Source organism: Lentzea xinjiangensis, from assembly GCF_900110955.1.
In the GTDB taxonomy this organism is placed as follows: domain Bacteria; phylum Actinomycetota; class Actinomycetes; order Mycobacteriales; family Pseudonocardiaceae; genus Lentzea; species Lentzea xinjiangensis.
Window position 1 is genome coordinate 14,805 of record NZ_FOFR01000001.1, and the last position, 22,611, is coordinate 37,415.

Consider the following 22,611-nt stretch of genomic DNA (forward strand, 5'->3'; position numbering starts at 1 on the left):
CGCCCTCGTCGAGCCAGTGCGGCTCCTGCTCACTTCGTGTCACGGGAACAAGGCTAGACCGGCGGATGACGATCCAGTCATTCCTCTGGAAAACGCGGGCTTCGGGAGGCAGACTCCTCCGCCGTACACGCGCGTTAACCACGCCTCGAGAGGCTTCTAACCCATGAGTTCGTTCAGACGGCTTTCCGTTCTGGCGATCACCGCCGCCGCGGCCGCTGCCATCAGCGCCACCGGGCCCGCCCAGGCCGATGTCCAGTCACTGCGCGGTCGGGGCACGGTTGACGTGCGCCTGATCGGCATCAACGACCTGCACGGCAACATCGAGCCGCCGACCGGGTCGTCTGGACGTGTGATCCTGCCGGACGGCACGACGGTGGACGCCGGTGGCGCCGCTTACAACGCGACGCACATCAAGAACCTCCAGCAGGAGGTCAAGAACTCCGTCATCGTCGGGCAGGGTGACCTGATCGGCGCGAGTCCGATCGTGTCCGCGCTGTTCCACGACGAGCCGACGATCGAGGTGCTCAACAAGGTCGGCATGGACACGACCGCGGCGGGCAACCACGAGTTCGACGAGGGCTACCAGGAGCTGCTGCGGATCCAGCGCGGTGGCTGCCACCCGGTGGACGGCTGCCAGTTCCGCGACAAGTACAAGGGTGCGGACTTCCCGATCCTCGGGGCCAACGTCACGCACGCCAAGTCCGGGCTGCCCGCGCTGCCCCCGTTCTGGGTGGAGATCCGCGACGGGATCCCGATCGGCTTCATCGGCATGCCGCTCAAGGACGTGCCGATCCTGGTCGACCCGAACGGCATCAAGGACCTCCAGTTCGGCGACGAGGTCAAGGCGGCCGACAAGTACGCCAACCTGCTCGACGCGATCGGCGTGAAGTCCATCGTGCTGCTCGTGCACCAGGGCGACCAGGTGACGTCGTCCGGTGGCGGGCCCAACGCGTGCAACGTGGCGCCGCAGAACCCCGGCAGCTACATCGCGACGAACGTCAGCCCGAAGATCGACGCGGTATTCTCCGGTCACAGCCACCAGCACTACAACTGCGTGGTCAAGGACCCGGCCGGCAACCCGCGGCCGTTCATCGAGGGGCTCGCCTTCGGCCGTGAGCTCAGCGTCGTCGACCTGAAGATCGACCGCCGGACGCGCGACGTCGTCCGCGGTGAGACCAAGGCCGACAACAAGGTCGTCACGCGCACGGTCGCGCCGGACCCGACCGTCCAGGCGATCGTCGACCTGGCCAAGCAGAAGTCCGGCCCGATCGCCAACAAGCCGGTCGGCACGATCAGCTCGGACATCCTGCGGGCGCAGAACGCCGCGGGCGAGTCGCCGCTGGGCAACCTGATCGCCGACTCGCAGCTCGAGGCCACCAAGGGCAACGGCGCGGTGCTCGCGCTGATGAACCCCGGTGGCGTGCGTGCGGACCTCACGTTCGCCAGCTCGCCCGCGGGCGAGGGCAATGGTGTGGTCACCTACGGCGAGATGTTCACCGTGCAGCCGTTCGGCAACATCCTGCAGACGATCACGCTGACCGGCCAGCAGCTCAAGAACGCACTGGAGCAGCAGTTCACCGCTGCCAGGACGTTCGTGCTCCAGCCGTCGGCCGGCCTGAAGTACACCTGGTCGGCGGAGGCGCCGTTCGGGTCGAAGGTCTCCGGCATCACGCTCAACGGTGCCGCCCTCGATCCGGCCGCGAGCTACCGCGTCACGATCAACAGCTTCCTCCAGGGCGGCGGTGACGGCTTCAGCGAGTTCACCAAGGGCACCGACATCACCGGTGGTGGCATCGACCTGGACGCGTTCTCCGCGTACCTGGCGGCCCACCCGAACCAGGGCGCCCCGGCGCTCGACCGGATCACCAGGCAGTAGGACCGCGGAGGGCCATTCCGGTGACGGTGCGTCGCCGGGATGGCCTTTTCCGTGTCCGGCTGCTCCGTTTGTTCTAGGGTGAGGGCCGATGTCGTGGTTGCGTCGGCTCCTGCTGCTCGCCGGTCTGGTGACCGGCGCCTGGCTGCTGGGCGGCTCAGGCGAGGCGCGCGCCGACATCAGGATCGAGGTCGACCGGCTCGCGATCGACCTCCCGCTCCCCCTCGCGGACGTCGGCCTCGAAGTCGAGACCGGGCTCGCCGCGCGGCAGCCGGAAGTTCCCCCGCCACCGCCGCCGGAGCCGCGCGCCGAAACCCCCGCGCCTGCCGCACCGGCCGTGGCGGCCCCGACTCCCCCGGCGCCGCAGTTGCTCCAGCCGGTCCCGCCACCACCACCGGCGCGCGTTCAAGCCCAGGCGGAGGCGCCGCAGCAGCACACGCCGTCGTCGGCCACGCCGCCGGCAGAGCCCGCTCCCGTCTCCCCGCAACCGCGAGCGGAGCCGCCGATCACCGGCACGCTCCCGCAGAGCGGCGCGGGAACGTCCTCGGGCACCCAGCTCCCGGCGGGCACGCTGCCGCACGCGTCGCGGCCGCCCACCACCACGGCGTCTCTCGTCAGCCCCGAGCAGCACGAAGCACCGCGCGCCGTGCGCGCGGAGGAACCGACGTTCTCCCCCGATTGATCCCGTGCCGCGCCTCCAGGGCAACGCACAGGGGATCCGTCATTCCACTCCAGGGAGAACAGCCATGCGCAAGAACCTCAACCGCACCATGTCCGCGGCACTGCTCACCGGTGGCCTGCTGGTCGCGAGCGCCGGGTGGGCCCAGGCCATCCCGCTGCCGATCAACGTCGACGAGGAGGTGCGCATCGGCAACGTGGTGAGCGTCCCGGTCAGGGTCTGCGGCAACGCGATCAACGTCCTCGGCACCGCCGACGCCACGTGCGAGGAGAAGCCCGCCGCGCGCGCCCAGGCCGACAAGGCGATCGTCTCCGCTCCCGTCACGGTGTGCGGCAACTCGATCGGTGTCGCCGGTGGCGGCGCCGGGAGCTGCGGCACCGCCAAGCCCCAGCAGGCCAACGGCACCGTCGAGGCGCCGGTCACCGTCTGCGGCACCAGCGCGGCCGTGCTCGGCACCGCGAGCGGTGACTGCGGCAAGTCCGAGGTGCCGGAAGAGCCCCAGCCGGAAGAGCCCCAGCCCGAAGAGCCGGAGCAGCCGCAGCCCGAGCAGCCGGGCGAGAACCCCGGCGGCGACAACGGCGACAACTCCGGCGGCGGCAACGCCGGTGACGACACGGGCGCGGGCACCCCGCAGACCGGCAACCAGGCCTCGCAGCAGGCGTCGCCGATCCCGAACCTGTCCAGGACCGGCGCCGACCCGCTCGAGTTCCTGCTGGTGGGTCTCGGCCTCATGGGAGCGGGCGTGATGGCCCGGCGCGGTGCGCGCCGCACGACCGCATAATCGATTTCCGATCATTTTTCACAAATCGCCCGGCGAGCCCGTTCTCGCCGGGCGATTGCTGTCCGCGCAGTCGATCTCCGCAGGTCACCCGTCCGACTTCACCAATTCAGGTTTCGCGTGAGGTGTTGTGCTAAATGGCGATCAAGCGCATGCTCGATGACGAGCTGGCAACCGGATTGTGAAGGAACGAGGCCACCGGGAGCCACGCCCGGAAGGGGTAGGTGGTGCCGTGCAGGTAACTCCTCGCTGTGGCGAAACGCGGTCTGTCGCATCCCCGTGAACGGACTGGACGTGACCGGTCCGGTCGCGACTGCGTAGCGGCGGACACGAGGTTTCGGGTGCCCAGGCGCCGTCGGGCGTCGCTCGGTGCACTTCGACGCTGTTGAGCTCGGCATCGGTGTCGTCTCGTGGCGCCACCGGCTGAGCACCACGCCAACCTCCGTGGGCCGTGGTCGTCACAACCACATGGGAAAAACCCTCGGTGCGGTGCCCTGACGTCGGGCTCCGCGCCGAGGTGTGTTTGGTGCTTTATCGTTTGCGGCACCCATGGGGTCCTTAACAGGAGGATTGCGGTGCAGTTCAACGAAGGCGCGGATCTCGATCTCTCTCAGGTTTCGGACCAGCGGGGCGTGGGCGGGCGCGTCGCCGGCGTCGGCGGCGGTCTCGGCGTGGTCGGTCTGATCATCTACTTCCTGGTGCAGCAGTTCACGGGCATCCAGCTTCCCGCGGGCGGCCTGGAGGGCCTGGGCACGAACACCCAGGTCGAGTCGGGTCAGCTGGCCGAGAAGTGCAAGACCGGTGCCGACGCGAACCGCGACAGCGACTGCCGGGTCGTCGCCACGATCAACTCGATCCAGGCGTTCTGGCAGGACCAGTTCGCCCGTTCCGGCAACACCTACCAGGTCACCAAGACCAACTTCTTCCGCAACAGCGTGAACACCCGCTGCGGCAACGCCACGTCCGCGGTCGGCCCGTTCTACTGCCCCGCGGACTCCCAGGTGTACATCGACCTGGACTTCTTCAACGAGCTGCGCACCAAGTTCGGCGCGACCGGCGGCCCGTTCGTCGAGGCCTACGTGCTGGCCCACGAGTACGGCCACCACGTGCAGAACCTGCTCGGCACGTCCGACCGGGTCGGCCGGGAGACCGGTCCCACCTCGGGTTCGGTGCGCCTGGAGCTGCAGGCCGACTGCTACGCGGGCGCCTGGGGCAAGGCCGCGACGACCGTGCCGAGCTCGAACGGGCAGCCGCTGATCTCGAACATCACCCAGGAGGACATCGCCGCGGCCCTGGACGCGGCGGCGCGCATCGGTGACGACTTCATCCAGAGCGAGCTCGGCGGCGGGCGGGTCGACACGACCCAGTTCAGCCACGGCAGCTCCGCGCAGCGGCAGAAGTGGTTCACCACGGGCCTGGAGACCGGCGACCCGGCCCGCTGCAACACGTTCGACACGAACAACCTGGGCTGAGCGGCCGACCGGCCGAAATTGTCAGACCTGTCTGAAAAATGGAAGCAGGGGTCCCCTTGGCGGGGGACCCCTGCGTCAGCTCGAGCTGCTTACGCGACGGCCGCGGGTGAGTGCGCGTGGTCGTCGTGCGCCGACAGCGACATCTTGGCCGCCGAACGTGCGTCAGCCCGCTTGGTGCGCGGCGGCACGCCGTTGACGTCCTCGGTCGAGACGCCGTAGGCCGCGGTCACGAACGCGATGGCGCCCGCGTTGCGGCCCAGGGCAGTGCGGTCGACGTTGCCGAGGTTGTCGCACGCCGAGTGGTAGCACGGGTCGTAGGCGATGCCCGCCGTGCCGCCCCATTTCGCCGCCTGGGCAGCGGTCTTGACGCCCTCGGCGCCGGTGAACAGGCCACCGGCCGGGATGCCCTGCGCGATGAACTCGCCGTAGTCCGAACGGCCGGAGAAGTCCGTGCCCTCGGTCGGGATGCCCTTGGCCGCGAAGTAGTCGGCGAAGGCCTTCTCGATCTGCGCCGAGCCGAACGGGCCTGCGCCCGCGCCCACGCCGTCGGAGTTGTCGCCGTCGTAGATGAAGTACGCGGCGTTCGGCGAGCCGACCATGTCGAAGTTCAGGTACAGCGCGATGTCGAGCTGCTGCTCGAACGACAGCGAGCGGACGTACTCCGTGGAGCCGATCAGGCCGCGCTCCTCCGCGCCCCACCAGGCGAAGCGGACCGCGTTGTCGACCTTCGGGCGGGAGCCGAGCTGCAGCGCGGTCTCCAGCAGGGCGGCGGAGCCGGTGCCGTTGTCGTTGATGCCGGCGCCGACCTCGACGCTGTCCAGGTGCGCGCCCGCCATCACGACGTTGTCCGCGCGGCCGGTGCGGGTCTGGGCGACGACGTTGCGCTCGGTGCGGGTCTCGGTGTGGAAGCGCATGTCGACCGTGACGGCCGAGCCCGCCTTCGACGCCAGCGCGGTGCCGTCGGCCTGGGAGACGCCACCGGTCGGGATCTTGCCGGGGTTGGTCAGCGTCACGTTGGTGAGCGGGCCGGCGGTGTTGTTCGAGACCAGCACCGCGATGGCGCCGGCGGCGAAGGCGTTGAGGTGCTTCTGCTCGAACGTGCAGCCGCCGCGGCGGATCAGCGCGACCGAGCCGGCGAAGCTCTGCCCGGCGAAGTCGCTCGCCTCGCAGCCGGTGGTGGCGTCCTCGGGGACGACGCGCAACGGGCCGGTGACACCACCGGCCGGGGTCTGCGGCGACTCGCTCAGGATCAGCGCCTGGTAGTTCACGCCGTCGACGCGGGCGGACTCCGCGTCGGTGACCTCGATGTCGTAGCTGAACGTCGGCGTCGAGACGATGAAGCCCTCGTCGCGGAGCTTGCCCGCGACGTAGTCGACGCTCGCGTCGTAGCCGGGGGTCAGGGCGGCGCGGTTGCCGCCGTTGCGGTCGGCGATGCGCTGGAACGCGATCAGGTGCCGGTTGGCACCCTCGGCGGTCACCTTCCTGGCGAGCTTCTTCGCGAGTGCGGGACCTGCGGGTTCGGTTGCGGCGGACGCGGTGGCGGTGGGGGCTGCGACCAGTGCCGAAATGGCGAGCACGGTCGCCAGCTTGGATCTGCCGGACATGTGAACGTCCCCTTCGTTCGAGGTTGCTGAACCCTCACAAGAAGGCGGCCCGAGGCACAATCCGGCAGACGACGGGTGTTCAGGTGGTGACGAGCTGAACACACTCAGCGAGCCCTTCGACGGCCACGTTCCACGCCGGGCGCACGAAGTTCGCTTCGTCCAAACGCAATCGCACGTGCTCAAGACGTTCACCGCGCGGTGCGGCGCCGATCGTGCCGTCGTGCACGTAACCGAGCTTCTCGCTGACGCGGTTGGAAGCGCGATTTCCCAGCCATGCCGCCGAACGAGCGATGCGCGCACCCAGGTGGTCGAACGCGAACTGCAGCACGGCGATCCGCATCTCCGTGCCGAAGCCGTGGCCCTGGAACTCCCGGCCGAGCCACGAGCCCGAGTTCACCTCGCGCAGCACGCCGAAGTCGCGCGCGCCGATCTCCTGGATGCCGATGGCCCTGCCCTCGTGCCGGACGATGAAGCAGATCGCCCAGTCGTTGGCGGCGAACTTGGCGCGCTGGCCCCAGAAGTGCTGGACCATGCCGACACCGCCGTCGTCGGGCAGGGTGTCGGTCCACGGCACGTAGAACGGCATCTCCGCCGGGTCGTGCACACCGCGTTTCGCCACCTCGACGAGCTCGTAGAGCCCTTCGTCGTCGTCGGGGCGCAGCTCCAGGCGCGGAGTGCGGAGAACCAGGTGTCGCAGCGGCCAGGCGTCCATGATCCGATGGTGCCGGAGCTGTCGAACGGTATTACGGTCGACTGTATGCGTGCCATCACTGTTCGCGAACCCGGCGGCCCGGACGTGCTCGAGTGGACGGAGGTCCCCGACCCCGCCCCCGGACCGGGTGAGGTGCTGATCGACGTCGCCGCGAGCGCGGTCAACCGCGCGGATCTCCTGCAACGGCAAGGGCTCTACCCGCCGCCGAAGGGCGCGTCGGACGTCATCGGGCTGGAGTGCTCCGGCACGATCGCGGCACTCGGCGAAGGGGTGGCGGGCTGGAACGTCGGCGACGAGGTGTGCGCGTTGCTCGCCGGCGGTGGCTACGCGGAGCAGGTCGTCGTGCCCGCGCCGCAGGTCCTCCCGCTGCCTGCGGGCGTCGACGTGGTGACGGCGGCCGCGCTGCCGGAGGTAGCGTGCACGGTGTGGTCGAACGTCGTAATGGACGGCCGGCTCAAGCTAGGCGAGACGTTCCTCGTGCACGGCGGCGCGGGCGGCATCGGCACGCACGCGATCCAGGTCGCCAAGGCGCTCGGCGCGACCGTCGCGGTCACCGCCGGGTCCGCTGAGCGGCTCGCGAGGTGCGCGGAGCTGGGGGCGGACATCACCGTCAACTACAGGTCCCAGGACTTCGTCGCCGAGGTGGGGCAGGCCGACGTGGTGCTCGACAACATGGGTGCCGCCTACCTGGGCCGCAACATCGACGTGCTCGCGCCGGACGGCCGGTTGATGATCATCGGCATGCAGGGCGGCGCGAAGGGCGAGCTGCCGATCGGCAAGCTGCTCACCAAGCGCGCGATGGTGATGGCGACCGGGCTGCGCGGGCGGTCGGTCGAGAGCAAGGGCGCGATCGTGGCCCAGGTCCGCGAGCACCTGTGGCCGTTGGTCGGCAGCGGCGCGGTGCGGCCGGTCGTCGGCGAGGTCGTGCCGATGGCGGACGCGGCACGGGCCCACCGGCTGCTCGACGAGGGCGACGTCTTCGGCAAGGTCCTGCTCAGGCGAGAGCGGTAGCGGCAGCCAGCGAGGTCCGGGGAGCCGTCCGGAACTCCAGCCCGAACTCCTCGGACCACCGCGTCAGCACGGCCTGCTCGTCGGGCCGGTCCACGTCGTCGGCCAGCACGGTCGCGCCCGGCGCCAGCACCCCGCGCAGGACGGGCAGCGCGGGGTAGCGCGAGTCGCCGAGCCCCGGCCCGTCCACGAGCAGCAGGTCCACCAGACCGAACCGGTCGACGTACGCGAGCACCTCGTCGTACACCTGCTGCGGCGCGTACCACTGGCCGTGGCGCGACAACGCCGCCGGATGCCGCGACAACGGCGCGTGCACGACGCGGGCGACCGACCCCAGGCCTTCCCGGCGGAGCTGCGAGGCGACGAATGCCGCCGTGCGTTCGTCGTGCTCGATAGACAGCAGGTGGCCGAACCCGCGCTGGTGCAGCAACCGGGCCAGCAGGACGGAGGAGGAACCGCAGCCGAGCTCGACCAGGACGGTCCGGGCACCGAGCACGACCTCGTCCATCACCGCGGCCAGCGCCGCCGGCCGCAGGTCGCCGGGTGTCGACGGCAGGTACTCCGTGTCGAGCGAGCCGAGGCGCCGCAGGGCCGAGAGATCAGCGAGCTCGCGAGCGAGCGAGTCGTCCAACGGGTGATCTCCCAGAGTTCTCGTGGCGGGTGGCCCGGGCGTGCCGTGCGAAGTCGCGGTCATGAGGACGTGCCGTGAGGCCGTCCCCGCGTCTTCTTACCGGGCGACGCCGCCGCGAGCGTCCTGCCGGGCGTGAATTCACCGCCAACCTTCCGGGTCGCACCACTAGCCCAGCTCGGCCACCGCTCGCACGAGGTCGTCCACCTCGACGGCGTTCGTGTAGTGCGCGAGCCCGACGCGGATCGCGCCGCCGACCTCGCCGACGCCCAGCACGGAGAACACCCCGTACCTGCCGGGATCGGCGAACGCGCAGACACCTCGCGAGGCCAGGTGCTCGACGCCGTCCTCCGCCTTGACCCCGGCGATCGTGAACGCCAGCGCGGGCACCCGGCGCATGGCGTCGCCGATCACCATCACGTGCCGCAGCGAGCGCAGCTCGTTGATGAGGTTGGCGAGCAGCCCGGCCTGGTAGGCCTTCACCGACCCCAGCGACGTGAGCAGGCGCTCCCGGCGCGTGCCCGTCGCGGCGTCGTCCAGGTCCGCGAGGTACTCCACGGACGCGACGAGACCGGCGAGCATCGGGTACGCGTGCGGGCCGAGCTCCAGCCGCTCGGGGCCGCGGGCGGTCGGGTCGACCGAGCACGACGGCAGCCGCTCCAGCATCGCCGGGTCGCGGAACACCAGCGCCCCCACCGGCGGGCCACCCCACTGGCCGGCGGACAGGGCGACCACGTCCGCGCCCATGCCAACGATGTCCAACGGCACGAAGGGAGCCGCCGAGGACGCGTCCACCACCATCAACGCACCGTGCGCGCGGGCCACCGCGGAGATCTTGCCCAGGTCCGGCCGGGTGCCCACGACGCCGGACGCCGCGGTGATGGCGATCAGCTTGGTGCGGTCGGTGACGAGCTCGTCGTACTGCCAGCTCGGCAGCTCGCACGTCTCGATGTCCACCTCCGCCCACTTGACCGCGCTGCCGGTGCGCTGGGTCGCGCGCAGCCACGGCGCGATGTTGGCCGGGTGGTCGAGCCGGGACACGAGGACCTCGTCGCCCATGAACCAGTCGTCGGTCATCGCGTCGGCGAGCCGTTGCAGCATCACGGCGGACGACGGACCCAGCACGACACCGGCCGGGTCGGCGCCGACGAGGTCCGCGACGGCTCTGCGGGCCGCGTCCACGATGCCCTGGGCTCGCTGGGAAGCCGGGAAGATGCCACCGGGGCCGGAGACCGGGGCGCGCAGCGCGGTGGAGACGGCGGTGGCGACCTGTTCGGGCACCTGCATGCCGGCGGGTGCGTCCAGGTGGACCCAGCCGTCGCCGAGCGCGGGGAAGAGCCCTCGTACCCGTGCGACGTCGAACGCCATGCCCCACACCGTACGTATGAATGCAAACACGGTGTCAGCCAGCCCCCACCCGGCTAACCCACGAAGGCACGAACACGCGAGGATGGAGACCATGAACCAGGAGCAGCCCGTCGTGATCGTCGGTGGCCAGGACGGCGACATCACCGACATGGTCGAGCAGCCGGCGAAGGTCATGCGGATCGGCACGATGATCAAGCAGTTGCTGGAGGAGGTGCGGACGGCGCCCCTGGACGAGGCGAGCCGCAACCGCCTCAAGGAGATCCACAAGAGGTCGATCGAGGAGCTCGAGGACGGTCTCGCGCCGGAGCTGCGCGACGAGCTGGAGCGCCTCTCGCTGCCGTTCACCGAGGAGGGCACCCCCTCCGACGCCGAGCTGCGGATCGCGCAGGCCCAGCTCGTCGGCTGGCTGGAGGGTCTCTTCCACGGCATCCAGACGGCGTTGTTCGCCCAGCAGATGGCGGCGCGGGCGCAACTGGAGCAGATGCGCGGCCGCGCGCTGCCCGCCGGTGGTGCCGGCGAGGCGCACGAGGGCGGCGTCGGCGGCAAGGGAACGGGGCAATACCTCTAGACGTCTCGGCACGATCGGGTGAAGGTGGCTCTACGATGCGCTGAACTTTCGGAGAGGAGCCGCCGTGCTCGAGCGTGTCCGCCGTGGCCTGCGAGCCAAACAGCTTCGCCACAAGCTGCGCGTCAAGGCGATCGAACTGGTCCAGGACGCCATCGCGCCGCAACGCGAGCAGATCGAACGCCTGCAGGTGCAGCTCGACGGCCTGCGCGACGAGCTGGCGCACCAGGCGAACCGGATCGTCGACCACGCCGTGGCGCAGGAGGTGCGGACCCGCCGCGACATCGTGTTCGCCGCCGACCAGGAGGCCGCGCTGCAGAGCGCCCGGTTCGTGCGGGAGCACATGCCGCGGGTCCCGCACTTCGGCACGCCGCAGCAGACGCTGGAGCACGCGCTCGCCCACGCCCCGCGGGAAGGCATGGCGCTCGAGTTCGGCGTCTACACGGGCGGCACGCTCAAGATCATCGCCAACGCCCGCGACGGCGAGGTCTACGGCTTCGACTCGTTCGAGGGCCTGCCGGAGGACTGGCGCAACGGTTTCCCGGCGGGCACGTTCACCATGGACGGCCTGCCGGACGTGCCCGGCGCCGAGCTCGTCCCCGGCTGGTTCGACGAGACGCTGCCGGAGTTCCTCGAGTCCCACCAGGGGCCGGTGACGTTCCTGCACGTCGACTGCGACCTGTACTCCTCCACCAAGACCGTGCTCGACCTGGTCGGACCCCGGCTGGTGGCGGGCAGCGTCATCGTCTTCGACGAGTACTTCAACTACCCGCAGTGGCAGGAGCACGAGCACAAGGCGTGGATGGAGCACGTCGAGGCGCACGGCATCGAGTTCGACTACCTCGGGTACACCTACGACCACGAGCAGGTCATCGTCAAGGTGACCGCGGTCTGAGCCAGGTGACCGCACCGTGACCCACCGGTGAGCAAGACCCGAAACTGACGCCGGTACGCTCAGTCCTCGTGCAAGCCACCAGTACGCCCGAGCACCCCGAGGCGCCTCCTGCCACGAAGTCGCGCAGCTTCAAGCGCGCGTTCGCCGATGTGCGGGAGGCGTGGGACCACCGCGAACTGTGGGGTCACCTCGGCTGGCAGGACATCAAGCAGCGCTACCGGCGCTCGGTCATCGGACCGTTGTGGATCACGATCTCGATGGGCACCACCGCCCTCGCGCTCGGCCTCCTGTACTCGGTGCTGTTCAAAACCGAGGTCTCGACGTTCCTGCCGTACGTGACGGTCGGCTTCATCGTCTGGAACTTCATCGTCGGCTGCGTCACCGAGGGCACCGACGTGTTCATCGCGAACGAGGGGCTCATCAAGCACCTGCCCGCGCCGATCACGGTCCACGTCATGCGGATGGTGTGGCGCCAGGTGCTCTTCCTGCTGCACAACCTCGTGGTCTACGCGGTCGTGCTCGCGATCTTCTTCACCTCGCTCAACCACGAGTACCGGATCAGCGAGAACGGCCCGGTGCACCCCGGCCTGAGCTGGACCGTCGTCCTCGCGATCCCCGGCTTCGTGCTGCTCGCGGTCAACGCGGTGTGGATCTCGCTGCTGTTCGGCGTCATCAGCACCCGCTTCCGCGACATCCCGCCGGTCGTGAACAGCTTCATCAACCTCGTGTTCTTCATGACCCCGATCGTGTGGGACGCGGGTGTGCTGCAGCGCGTCACCGGTGGCAGTGGCGGCGACGGCGACTGGCGCATCCTCATCGCCGAGCTCAACCCCGTGTACCACTTCGTCGAGGTCGTCCGGGCCCCGCTGCTCGGCCACGCGGTCGACTGGCACCACTGGGCGATCGTCGGCGGCTTCACCGTCCTCGGCTGGCTGCTCGCGATGGTCATCCTGCGCAACTACCGCGCCCGCGTTTCCTACTGGGTCTGAGAAGGAGGTCGACGAGGATCATGGTCAGCATCGACGTCTGGAACGCATCGGTCGACTTCCCGATCTTCGACGCGAAGTCGAGGTCGCTGAAGAAGCTGGCGCTCGGCAAGGTCGGCGGCAAGATCGGCTCGGAGGGCCGGGTGCCGATCATCGAGGCGCTGCACGACATCTCGCTGTCGCTCAAGGACGGCGACCGCGTCGGCCTGGTCGGCCACAACGGCGCCGGCAAGTCCACGCTGCTGCGCCTGCTCGCCGGCATCTACGAGCCGACGCGCGGCCGCTCGCGCATCGTCGGCAAGGTGGCGCCGGTCTTCGACCTCGGCGTGGGCATGGACCCGGAGATCTCCGGGTACGAGAACATCATGATCCGCGGCCTTTTCCTCGGCATGAGCCGCAAGCAGATGGAGACCCGCGTCGACGACATCGCGGAGTTCACCGAGCTCGGTGACTACCTGCAGATGCCGTTGCGCACCTACTCCACCGGCATGCGCGTCCGCCTGGCGCTGGGCGTGGTCACGTCGATCAACCCCGAGATCCTCCTGCTCGACGAGGGCATCGGCGCGGTCGACGCGGCGTTCATGGCCAAGGCCCGCGACCGGCTCAAGGACCTGGTGGCCCGTTCCGGCCTGCTGGTGTTCGCGAACCACTCCGACGAGTTCCTCGCGGAGTTCTGCGACACGGCGATCTGGATGGATGAAGGCCACGTGAAGATGCACGGCGGCCTGCGCGAGGTGCTCACCGCGTACAAGGGCTTCGACCCGTTCGAGCGGATGCACGTGCACAACGAAACCCCCGTCCTCAGTGGAAATGGCGGCGAGTAGACCGTGAACCTCGAGGCACTGCCCAAGGGCTCCGTCGTCGCGGTGGTGGTCACCCGCCACCGCAGGGAGCTGCTGGCCGAGTCGTTGAAGGCACTCGCCACGCAGACGCGCGTCCCCGATCACCTGGTCGTCGTCGACAACGGGCCCGACCAGCCGGTGGACGACCTCGTCGAGCAGTGCCCGCTTCCCACGACCTACCTGCCGTCGCACCGCAACCTCGGCGGCGCCGGCGGTTTCGCGCTCGGCATCCTGCACGCGCTCTCGCTGGGCGCGGACTGGGTGTGGCTCGCGGACGACGACGGCCGCCCGGCGGACGAGAACGTGCTGGCCGTGCTGCTGGAGGAGGCCGAGCGCCGCAAGCTCGCCGAGATCTCCCCGGTCGTCACGAACATCGACAGCCCGGACAAGCTCGCGTTCCCGCTGCGCCGCGGCCTCACGTGGAAGCGCTCGGCCGCCGACCTCGGGGCCGACTTCCTGCCGGGCATCGCCTCGCTGTTCAACGGCGCGTTGTTCCGCGCCTCGACGCTCGACGTGGTCGGCGTGCCGGACTACCGGCTGTTCTTCCGCGGCGACGAGGTGGAGATCCACCGCAGGATGGTCCGCTCCGGCCTGCCGTTCGGCACGTCGCTGCGGGTCGCCTACGTCCACCCGGACGGCTCCGACGAGTTCAAGCCGATGCTGGGCGGCAAGTTCCACGCGCAGGACCCGGAGAACCCGGTCAAGCGCTACTACACCTACCGCAACCGCGGCTACCTGCTGTCGCAGCCGGGGATGCGCAAGCTGGGCGCCCTCGAGGTGTTCCGGTTCGGCCTGTACTTCCTCGCGGTGAAGCGGGACCCGAAGGCGTTCGTCGAGTGGCTGAAGCTCGTGCGCCTCGGTCAGCGGGAGCGCTTCTTCCGCAAGTGATCCGACGAGAAAAGGGCGGTCCCGCTTCGGCAGGGCCGCCCTTTTTTCGTGCTCGTCAAGCTTCCGCGACACGGTCCCGCACTTCGGGTAACCACTCGCGCACCGCCGGTGATCGGAGTAAGACGGGACGCGTGATCTCCCGACGCAGACTTCTTTCGCTGGCGGGCGCGAGCGCGTTGCTCGCCGCGTGCGGCTCGAACACCGGCAGGGGCGGCGACGGCCAGGCCCTCAAGCAGTGGTACCACGCGTACGGCGAGCCGGGCGTGCAGCAGGCGGTGGAGCGCTACGCCAAGGCGTACCAACGAACCCCGGTCGACGTGCAGTGGAATCCCGGCGACTACGACTCCAAGCTCGCGACGAGCCTGCTGTCCGACGGCGGGCCCGACGTCTTCGAGTCCACCCCGCAGATCAGCGCGGTCCGGGCGGGTCAGCTCGTGCCGCTCGACGACGTGGTCGGCGACGCCAAGAACGACTTCTCCTCCTCGATCCTCGCGACGCACACCGTCGACGGGAAGATCTACGGGATCCCGCAGGCGGTGGACATGCAGATGCTGTTCTACCGCAAGAGCCTGTTCGACCGGGCCGGCGTGCGGCCACCGACGACGGTGGACGAGCTGATCGACGCGTCCCGGCGCCTCACCCGGGACGGCGTCAAGGGGCTCTTCGCCGGCAACGACGGCGGTGGCGCGGTGCTGGGCGGGCCCGCGCTGTGGTCGGTGGGCCTCGACTACGTGCGCGACCACCAGGTCGGGTTCGACGACCCCCTGGCGGCGACCGCGATCGGCAAGCTCCGCGAGCTCCACACCAGCGGCAGCCTGCTGCTGGGCGCCGTGAAGGACTGGGCGGAACCGGACGCGTTCACGCAGGGGCTCGTCGCCATGCAGTGGACCGGGCTGTGGGCGGTGCCGGCGGTGCAGAAAGCGCTCGGCGACGACTTCGGGGTGCTGCCGTTCCCGAAGCTCACCGACAGCGGCAGGCCGAGCGTGCCGGTCGGCGCGTTCGGGGCGATGGTGAACGCCAAGTCGAAGCGGATCGACGAGGCCAAGGAGTTCGTGAGGTGGCTCTGGATCGAGCGGACCGACTACCAGGAGGACTTCAACCTGAGCTACGGCTTCCACATCCCGCCGCGCGAGAGCATCGCGGCGAAGGCGTCGAAGCTGACCTCCGGCGCGGCGGCCGACGCGGTGAAGTTCGTGCGGGACAACGCGAAGGCGTCCAACCCGCCCGACTGGACGCAGGTGATGCGGACCGCGTTCAACGACGCCGTGTCACGGGTGGTGCGTGACGGCGCACCCGCCGGGCAGGAACTCCGCGGTGCGGCGCAGAAAGCGCGCGACGAGCTGAAGCGCCTGTACGGATGAGGAACGGACGCGCGTTCTGGCTGTTCGTCGGGCCGTTCGCGGTGGGGCTGCTCGTGTTCGTGTACGTGCCGATCGGGTGGAGCTTGTTGCTGTCGTTCTTCGACGCGCGCAACACGGTGACGCCCACCGAGTTCGTCGGGCTGCGCAACTACGTCGACATGCTGACCGACGGGCCGTTCCTGAGCAGCCTCGGCACGTTCAGCGTGTTCGCGGCGTTCATCGTGCCGCTGACGTTCGTGCTCGCGCTCGCACTCGCGTTGCTGGTGAACCAGATCGGCTTCATGCAGTCGTTCTTCCGGTCGGTGTTCTTCCTGCCGACGGCGTGCTCGTACGTCGTGGCGTCACTGGTGTGGAAGCTGTCGATCTTCAACGGCGTGCGGTTCGGGCTCGCGAACACGGTGCTGGGGTGGTTCGGCGCCGAGCCGGTCGCGTGGACGGTGTCGACTTCGCCGCCCTGGTACTGGCTCGTGCTCGTGACGCTGCGGCTGTGGCTCCAGCTCGGGTTCTACATGATCCTGTTCATCGCCGGGTTGCAGCGGATACCGCAGCACCTGTACGAGGCGGCGTGGATCGACGGAGCCCGGCCGGGCTGGCAGACGCTCCGGTACATCACCATGCCGCAGCTACGCACGACATCGGTGGCCGTGCTGCTGTTGCTGCTCATTGCCGCGTACCAGGCGTTCGACGAGTTCTACAACGTGCTGGGCACGGACCGCGGATACCCGCCGTTCGCGCGCCCGCCGTTGATCTACCTCTACTACACGGCGCTGGGCTCCGGCGGGCAGGACTTCGGGCACGGCAGCGCGGGCGCCGTCATCCTCACCTTGCTCATCGCGGGAGTGACGTTGGTGCAGGGCAAGGTGATCACGCGATGAGGGCGGCCCGGTACCTGGCGCTGTCGATCGCCGCGGCGCTGTTCCTGGTCCCGTTCTACCTGGTGCTGCGCAACGGGTTGGCGAGCGAGCAGGAGATCACCTCGCCGTCGTGGACCTTCTGGCCGGGCGAGGTCCGGTGGGAGAACTTCGCGGACCTGTTCGCCAACCCCGCGGTGCCGCTGGTGCGCAGCCTGGTCAACTCGGTGGTGGTCGCCGTGCTGCAGACCGCCGGGCAACTGCTGTTGTGCGGGCTGGCGGGCTACGGCCTCGCGCGCATCCCGTACCGGTACGCGAACGCGGTGCTGTACCTGGTGATCGCCACCCTCATGATCCCGGCGGCGGTGACGTTCGTCCCCACGTTCGTGGTCGTCTCGACGCTCGGCTGGATCTCCGACCTGCGCGGCCTGGTGGTCCCCGGCCTGTTCAGCGGGTTCACGACGTTCCTGTTCCGGCAGTACTTCCTCACCTTCCCGAAGGAGGTCGAGGAGGCCGCGCGGGTGGACGGTCTCGGCCACTGGGGCACGTACTGGCGGGTGGTGGTGCCGAACTCGAAGGGGTTCTTCGCCGCCCTCGGCGTCATCGCCTTCATGACGAGCTGGAACCAGTTCCTCTGGCCGTTGGTGATCGCGCAGGACCGGGACTCGTGGACGGTGCAGGTGGCACTGTCCACATTCCTCACGGCGCAGTCGACCGAGGTGGGGCAGCTCTTCCTGGCCGCCGCCGTGTCCGTCGCACCGCTGGTGATCGTGTTCGTCGCGCTGCAACGGTTCCTGGTGCGCGGCGTGGTGGAGACCGGCATGAAGGGGTGAGGAAGGAGAAGGCCTCCCGCGCGCCGGAGACGCGCGGGAGGCCTTCCGCCGGGCGACCTCGGCTACGAGCGGCCACGCAGGAGCTGTTCTTCGGCGTGGGTCACGCGCTCGTCGAGCTTCGCGCGCACGTCCTCCAGCTCACAGCGCAGCAGTGCGATCTCCTCCACCGTCGTGCGCACCTCTTCTTCGAGGTGGCCCACCTCGCTGGAGAGTTGCAGCACGACGAAGAGCAGCACGAACGCGGCACTGGCGAGCACGAAGTTCGCGGCGAGCTGGAAGCCGACCAGGTCGGAGAGCATCGTCGGCAGCCCGGGGATCACGCCCAGCGAGACCACGCCCAAGCTGACGAACAGCCACATCGCCGCGTACTTCTCACGAAGCTTTCGACGCCGGAGCATCTCGATCACGACGATGAACACGAACGCCGCGATCAGCACCGCGAACAACCGGAACTCGGACACTGCAACCCCTCAGGCGGCTTCGATGACGTTGATCCTGGGCTTGCGCCGCACGATGGCGAGCACCAGTGCCAGAGTGGCCCGCATCAGGTAGACCGCGGACTTCACCGGAGACGTGGAGGGCGTGCCGCCCGCCCGCATCCGCATCGCCACCGGCACCTGCGTGATCTTCAGGTCGGCTCGCACGGCCATGACCAGTGACTCGAGCGTGTCGCCGAGGTACTCCGCCGGGTAGTGCTGGGCGAAGAGCCGCACCGCGCGGGGACCGGCTGCCTTGAAGCCCGAGGTCACGTCGGTGAGCTTCTCCCCCGACAGCGCCGACAGCACGAGCGCGAACACCGTCATCGCCCACTTGCGCGGGCCGCGGGCCTTGTAGTCGCCCTTGCCGGCGAAGCGCGCGCCGATCACGAGGTCGGCGTCGTCCAGCCTGCGCAGCAGGTCCGGCACGTCGGCCGGGTTGTGCTGGCCGTCCGCGTCGACCTGCACGACGATGTCGTAGTCGTTGCGCACCGCGTAGCGGAAGCCCGTGCGCATCGCACCGCCCACACCGAGGTTCACGGCGAGCCGCGCCACCTGGGCACCGCTTTCCCGCGCCCGCAGGGAGGTGCGGTCGGACGAGCCGTCGTCGACGACGAGCACGCCGACGCCGGGCAGGGTTGCCTTCACCTCGGCGATGATCTTTTCGATGTTCTGCTCTTCATTGAGAGCCGGCAGAACGATCAGCACTCGCCGGTAGTCGACCGAGTCAGACACGAGCACCAGCCTAACCAGTCACGTACGAGCCACGGGAACCAGCCTGACGAACCAGCCCAAGCGCCGGGAAAACGCCCATTGTGGACGTCCTGAGCAGGAAAAACACGTTCTGCGACACCAGGTGACCGGCTGTGAGCGCGGGCACCGGCGGCCACGTCTCCATGACGCGACCGAGCGGTGCCCGCGGGCCGTCGAGCAGCCGCTGCCCGGCGCACGGGCAGCAGGACCACCGGGCGGCTGTCAGCTCTGCTCTTCGAACACCTTGCGCCACGACTCGGTGGCCGTGAGCTCCGGCAGCGCGGCCCGGTAGACCCGCTTGAGCTGGTCCCACTCCTGGCCGAGGCGGCGGTAGTTGCGCGCCGCCCTGGCCGCCAGCGCGCGGAACTCCTTCGGGTCGCGCTTGTAGAACGCCACCGCGGTGCCGTCGGCGGTGGAGACGGTCGCGCTGTCGAGGTTGCCGAGCAGGGACCAGCGGGCGCTGAGCGCCGGCACGTTCATCTGCGGCCTGCCCGCCGCGTCGGGCGCGGGCTCGCGGAGGTTGTGCAGCAACGACTTCGCGGCCCGCTTGACCGTGGTGATCTTCGACGTCGACGGCCGCAGCATCGCCTCGGCGTGCACCTGGTCGAAGGTGGGCGGCGGGAACTCGCGGGCCGACGGCAGGGTCTGCGCGTCGGAGTACTCGGCACGCAGCCTGCGCACCTCGGGCAGGGCCGTGCGCAGCGAGTCGAACAGCAGGGAGGGACCCGCCATGAAGTCCTCGATCGCCTTCTGCTGCAACGCGACCGTCGAGTACTCCATCGACAGCAGGTGCCGCAGCGTCTGCTTCAGGCCGTGCTTCACGATGCCGGCCTTGACGTCGTACGGGCTGTGCAGCGCCGCGAGGATCAGGCGGTTGCGCGTGTGGAAGTACGCCTGCCAGTCCGTCGAGTCGTTCTTGTCGGTCCACGGCATGTGCCACACCGCGGAGCCGGGCAGCGACACGGTCGGGAAGCCGTGCTCGAGCGCCCGCAACGAGTACTCGGCGTCGTCCCACTTGATGAACAGCGGCAGCGGGTAACCGCTGCGGCGCACGACCTCACGCGGGAACAGGCACATCCACCAGCCGTTGTAGGTGGCGTTGAGCCGCGGGTGCAGCGCCGCGGTGTCGCGCAACGAGTCGGTGGAGAAGTCGTGGTCGGTCACCGCACCCGGCGCCGCGCGCCAGAAGCACGTGTTGAGGTCGACGATCTCCGCGAAGCTGTGCAGGCGCGCCCGCGAGTGCAGGTTCAGCATGTGGCTGCCGACGATCACCGGCTGGGCGGCGGCGCGGGCGAAGGCGTTCGACCTCAGCACCGCGTCCGGCTCCAGCCGGATGTCGTCGTCCATCAGCATGATCTGGTCGGCGTCGGTGTGCTCGATCGCCTCGAACATGCCGCGGGTGAAGCCGCCGGAGCCACCGAGGTTGTCCTGCTCGATGACTTCCAGCTTGTCGCCGAGCAGGGCCGCCGCCTCCGCGAAGCCCTCGGTGTCGCGGACCTTCACGGCACCCTGGTCGGCCACGAAGACCTTGCCGAGCACGTCGAGCACGGCCGGGTCCTCGCCGAGGGCGCGCAACGCGATCACCGCGTCGACCGGGCGCATGGTCGTCATGCCGATGGCGACCTTCTGCGGCGGCAGCGGTTCACGCACCGTCCACGCCGCCTCGCGGATCTCCAGCGGCGCGTCGTCGGTGAAGACGTCGAACCAGATCCAGCCGCCGTCCTCGAACGGCTTGAGCGGCACCTCGAACTCGACGTCGGTCCACTCGTCCGCCTCGCGGACGTACCGGCCCGCGACGTGGATGATGTCGCCGGACGGGCGGGAGCGGTAGACGTCGATGCGGCCGGTGCCGCGCACGACCATCTTCAGCACGACCTCGTCGACGGTCGTCCAGCGCTTCCAGTACGAGGCGGGGAAAGCGTTGAAGTACGTCGCGAAGGAGACCTTCGCCGACGGCGGGACCGTGGTGCTGCGACGGGACGCGACGTGGCAGTGCACCGCGTCCGCTTCGTCCAGGTAGAGCGGCCTGACGTCGAGCGGGTCCTCGTCCCTGGGCAGGATCACCCTCTGCAGCACGCAGTTCTGGTCCACTGACCGTCCCCTATCAAGTGGCCGGGCGGCCCGGAAACCCGGACCGCCCGTGAGAAACGTCGAAAGAACTCAGAGGTCGTACAACCGCGACCAGGTCTCGCGGCTCGTGAGCTGTCCCATCGCGTCCTTGTAGGCCCGCTGGAGCTCGGGGGCCCTGCGGTACAGCTCGCGGAAGACCTTCGCACCCTGCTTGGACAGGCGCACCGCGAGCTCCTTGTCCCGCTTGCGCACCCGCACGCCTTCCTGCGACGCGTCGGTCACGACCGCCGTGTTGAACAGCGAGACGTGCCACCAGGCGGCGTCACCGGCGGGAACGGTGCCCGCGTCGTGCACGGACTTGCCGAGGAGCTGGTTGACGAGGCGCTTGACGAACACCGGCGCGATCAGCTTGGGCGACGGCGCGGCGCTGATCATCGGCAGGCTGCCCGGCTTGAAGCCGGGGATCTCCGACGCGGGGTGCCGCACGGTCTCCGGGAACTCGGCGCGCAGCTTGCGGATGTCCGCCGCCGCCTGCACGCCGCCGTCGGCCAGGAAGTCCGGGCCCTCGAGGAAGTCCTGGATCGCCTTGAGCTGGGTGGCGGCGAGGCCGTACTGCATGCCCAGGATGTACGTGGCGAACTGCTTGGCCATGCCGCGCACGATCATCTTCGGGTCGAAGCGGCTGTGCAGCGCGGAGGTGATCAGGGCGTTGCGCAGGTTGAAGTACCTGTGCCAGTCGTCCCAGTCCTTCCAGTGGAAGTCCGCGTGCCACACGCCGGCGCCCGGCAGCGAGACGGTGGCGAAACCGTGCTCACGGGCGCGGTAGCCGTACTCGATGTCGTCCCACTGGAAGAACAGCGGCAGCGGGTAGCCGATCGCCTTGACGATCTCCGACGGGATGAGGCACGACCACCAGCCGTTGTAGCCGGCGTCGACGCGCTTGTCCTGGACGTTGCGCTTGCCCGTCTCCTCGTCGTAGCCGGTGAGGTCGGCGTTGAACAGCGCGCCCTCCACGACCTGGCCCGGCGCGAGCGTGTCGAGGTTCGCGTACTCGGCGCCGACGTGCAGGAAGTTCGGGTGCAGCAGGTAGAGCATCTGCCCGCCGACGATCGTCGGGTGGGCCGTGCGGTTCGCGAACGCGGTGAGCCTGATGATGATCTCCGGCTCGCACAGCACGTCGTCGTCCATGAACAGGACGTTCGCGTGCTCCGCGTGGTCGATCTCGGTGACCTCGTAGAGACCGCGGGTGAAGCCACCGGCGCCGCCGAGGTTCGGCTGGCGGATGTAGCGCAGCTTGGCCCCGAGCTCGGCCGCGACCTCGGCGAACCGCGGGCGCGACTCGACCGGGTCGGAGCCCTGGTCGACGACGTACACGGTGTCGACCAGCTCGAGCGGCTGCGAGTCGGACGCGATGGCGGCCAGCGTGTTCAGGCAGTCGTCGACGCGGTTGAACGTGCAGATGACGACCGCGGTCGGCCGCACGGTCTTGGGCGGCGCGACCGTCCAGCGGACGTTCTCCACCGTGAGCGAGTCGTCCCCGGTGACCACGTCGAACCACAGCCCACCGCCGTCGGTGAACTTGTCGATCTTGGTGCTCAGGCGCACGACCTGCGCCTGGGCCTCCACGACCTTCTCCGCGGACACCGTGCGGGTCTCGCCCTCCGAGTCGGAGGCGACGAGCGAGAGCTGGCCGGACCCCGTCACCTCGAGCTCGAGCTCGACCTCGGGGCTCACGCACCACCGCTGCCAATACGATGCGGGGAAACGACCGAAGTAGGTGTTCATCGAGACGGTCGCGTTCGGGTGCACCACCAGGCGGTGCCGCTCCCGGTCCGCGATACCGCGCCTCACCTCGGCGTACAGGTCCTCCGAGATGATCGGCGACGGCCCTGCGAACAGACCGCGCTGGGTCAGGAGTTTCTCCGGTGCCTCGTGTTCCACGAGGTTGGATTTCCCCGGCATCGCCATC

The 22,611-nt window shown here is 69.5% G+C and carries 21 protein-coding genes; 13 read left to right on the forward strand and 8 right to left on the reverse strand.

The annotated features are described in order from the left end of the window. Positions 1-163 precede the first annotated feature (163 nt). The 4 genes from BMW88_RS00100 to ypfJ all read left to right on the forward strand — a co-directional run bounded on the left by BMW88_RS00100 (position 164) and on the right by ypfJ (position 4,802). Positions 164-1,876: a bifunctional metallophosphatase/5'-nucleotidase gene (locus tag BMW88_RS00100; RefSeq protein WP_089948093.1), complete on the forward strand. Its 1,713-nt coding sequence runs from the start codon at positions 164-166 to the stop codon at positions 1,874-1,876. Between the two features lie 88 nt (positions 1,877-1,964). Continuing rightward, positions 1,965-2,555 (forward strand): hypothetical protein, encoded by a 591-nt coding sequence (locus BMW88_RS00105; protein ID WP_089948095.1) that lies wholly within the window; start codon positions 1,965-1,967, stop codon positions 2,553-2,555. Positions 2,556-2,619: 64 nt separating this feature from the next. Continuing rightward, positions 2,620-3,333, forward strand: coding sequence for a hypothetical protein (locus BMW88_RS00110; protein WP_089948096.1), 714 nt, complete (start codon positions 2,620-2,622; stop codon positions 3,331-3,333). A gap of 572 nt (positions 3,334-3,905) precedes the next feature. Beyond that, positions 3,906-4,802: a KPN_02809 family neutral zinc metallopeptidase gene (gene ypfJ / locus BMW88_RS00115; protein WP_089948098.1), complete on the forward strand. Its 897-nt coding sequence runs from the start codon at positions 3,906-3,908 to the stop codon at positions 4,800-4,802. Between the two features lie 89 nt (positions 4,803-4,891). On the opposite strand, the gene BMW88_RS00120 is transcribed toward ypfJ, so the two are convergent. Next, entirely contained in the window at positions 4,892-6,406 is a 1,515-nt protein-coding gene (locus tag BMW88_RS00120; protein WP_089948100.1) for a M28 family metallopeptidase, read from the reverse strand. A gap of 79 nt (positions 6,407-6,485) precedes the next feature. Continuing rightward, the gene (locus tag BMW88_RS00125) at positions 6,486-7,118 is read right to left on the reverse strand and encodes a GNAT family N-acetyltransferase (protein WP_089948102.1); all 633 of its coding nucleotides are present in this window, start codon (positions 7,116-7,118) and stop codon (positions 6,486-6,488) included. A gap of 45 nt (positions 7,119-7,163) precedes the next feature. Here BMW88_RS00125 and BMW88_RS00130 point away from each other — a divergent pair, with 45 nt between their 5' ends. After that, entirely contained in the window at positions 7,164-8,129 is a 966-nt protein-coding gene (locus BMW88_RS00130) for an NAD(P)H-quinone oxidoreductase (protein ID WP_089948103.1), read from the forward strand. Here the strand turns inward: BMW88_RS00130 and BMW88_RS00135 are convergent. Then, the gene (locus BMW88_RS00135) at positions 8,113-8,757 is read right to left on the reverse strand and encodes a class I SAM-dependent methyltransferase (protein WP_245777478.1); all 645 of its coding nucleotides are present in this window, start codon (positions 8,755-8,757) and stop codon (positions 8,113-8,115) included. The genes BMW88_RS00130 and BMW88_RS00135 overlap by 17 nt on opposite strands. A gap of 165 nt (positions 8,758-8,922) precedes the next feature. Continuing rightward, on the reverse strand, positions 8,923-10,122 hold the full coding sequence (locus BMW88_RS00140) for a cysteine desulfurase-like protein (protein WP_089948107.1): 1,200 nt from the start codon (positions 10,120-10,122) through the stop codon (positions 8,923-8,925). Between the two features lie 91 nt (positions 10,123-10,213). On the opposite strand from BMW88_RS00140, the gene BMW88_RS00145 reads away from it, so the two are divergent. From BMW88_RS00145 to BMW88_RS00180, 8 genes are all read left to right on the forward strand, one after another. Continuing rightward, complete coding sequence (locus BMW88_RS00145; RefSeq protein ID WP_245777479.1) at positions 10,214-10,690, forward strand: bacterial proteasome activator family protein; 477 nt, start codon at positions 10,214-10,216, stop codon at positions 10,688-10,690. A gap of 64 nt (positions 10,691-10,754) precedes the next feature. Next, entirely contained in the window at positions 10,755-11,582 is an 828-nt protein-coding gene (locus BMW88_RS00150; protein ID WP_089948111.1) for a class I SAM-dependent methyltransferase, read from the forward strand. 68 nt (positions 11,583-11,650) lie between these two features. Beyond that, complete coding sequence (gene wzm, locus BMW88_RS00155) at positions 11,651-12,571, forward strand: galactan export ABC transporter permease subunit Wzm/RfbD (protein ID WP_089948113.1); 921 nt, start codon at positions 11,651-11,653, stop codon at positions 12,569-12,571. Between the two features lie 20 nt (positions 12,572-12,591). Then, positions 12,592-13,392 carry a galactan export ABC transporter ATP-binding subunit Wzt/RfbE gene (gene wzt / locus BMW88_RS00160; protein WP_089948114.1) on the forward strand — a complete coding sequence of 267 codons (801 nt, stop codon included), beginning with the start codon at positions 12,592-12,594 and terminating at the stop codon, positions 13,390-13,392. Between the two features lie 3 nt (positions 13,393-13,395). Continuing rightward, complete coding sequence (gene glfT1 / locus BMW88_RS00165; protein ID WP_089948116.1) at positions 13,396-14,298, forward strand: galactofuranosyltransferase GlfT1; 903 nt, start codon at positions 13,396-13,398, stop codon at positions 14,296-14,298. Between the two features lie 131 nt (positions 14,299-14,429). After that, complete coding sequence (locus BMW88_RS00170) at positions 14,430-15,659, forward strand: ABC transporter substrate-binding protein (protein ID WP_089948117.1); 1,230 nt, start codon at positions 14,430-14,432, stop codon at positions 15,657-15,659. Next, complete coding sequence (locus tag BMW88_RS00175) at positions 15,656-16,534, forward strand: carbohydrate ABC transporter permease (RefSeq protein WP_089948119.1); 879 nt, start codon at positions 15,656-15,658, stop codon at positions 16,532-16,534. The genes BMW88_RS00170 and BMW88_RS00175 overlap by 4 nt, the downstream gene beginning before the upstream one ends. Continuing rightward, the gene (locus BMW88_RS00180) at positions 16,531-17,343 is read left to right on the forward strand and encodes a carbohydrate ABC transporter permease (protein WP_089948121.1); all 813 of its coding nucleotides are present in this window, start codon (positions 16,531-16,533) and stop codon (positions 17,341-17,343) included. Before BMW88_RS00175 ends, BMW88_RS00180 begins: the two co-directional genes overlap by 4 nt. Positions 17,344-17,405: 62 nt before the next feature. Here the strand turns inward: BMW88_RS00180 and BMW88_RS00185 are convergent, their stop codons facing one another. From BMW88_RS00185 to BMW88_RS00200, 4 genes are all read right to left on the reverse strand, one after another. After that, complete coding sequence (locus tag BMW88_RS00185) at positions 17,406-17,804, reverse strand: DUF2304 domain-containing protein (protein ID WP_089948123.1); 399 nt, start codon at positions 17,802-17,804, stop codon at positions 17,406-17,408. Between the two features lie 9 nt (positions 17,805-17,813). After that, positions 17,814-18,554, reverse strand: a complete 741-nt coding sequence (locus BMW88_RS00190) for a glycosyltransferase family 2 protein (RefSeq protein ID WP_245777480.1) — start codon at positions 18,552-18,554, stop codon at positions 17,814-17,816. Positions 18,555-18,794: 240 nt separating this feature from the next. After that, positions 18,795-20,663 (reverse strand): glycosyltransferase, encoded by a 1,869-nt coding sequence (locus tag BMW88_RS00195; protein ID WP_089948124.1) that lies wholly within the window; start codon positions 20,661-20,663, stop codon positions 18,795-18,797. A gap of 69 nt (positions 20,664-20,732) precedes the next feature. Then, positions 20,733-22,604: a glycosyltransferase gene (locus BMW88_RS00200; RefSeq protein WP_089949367.1), complete on the reverse strand. Its 1,872-nt coding sequence runs from the start codon at positions 22,602-22,604 to the stop codon at positions 20,733-20,735. Positions 22,605-22,611: the final 7 nt, after the last annotated feature.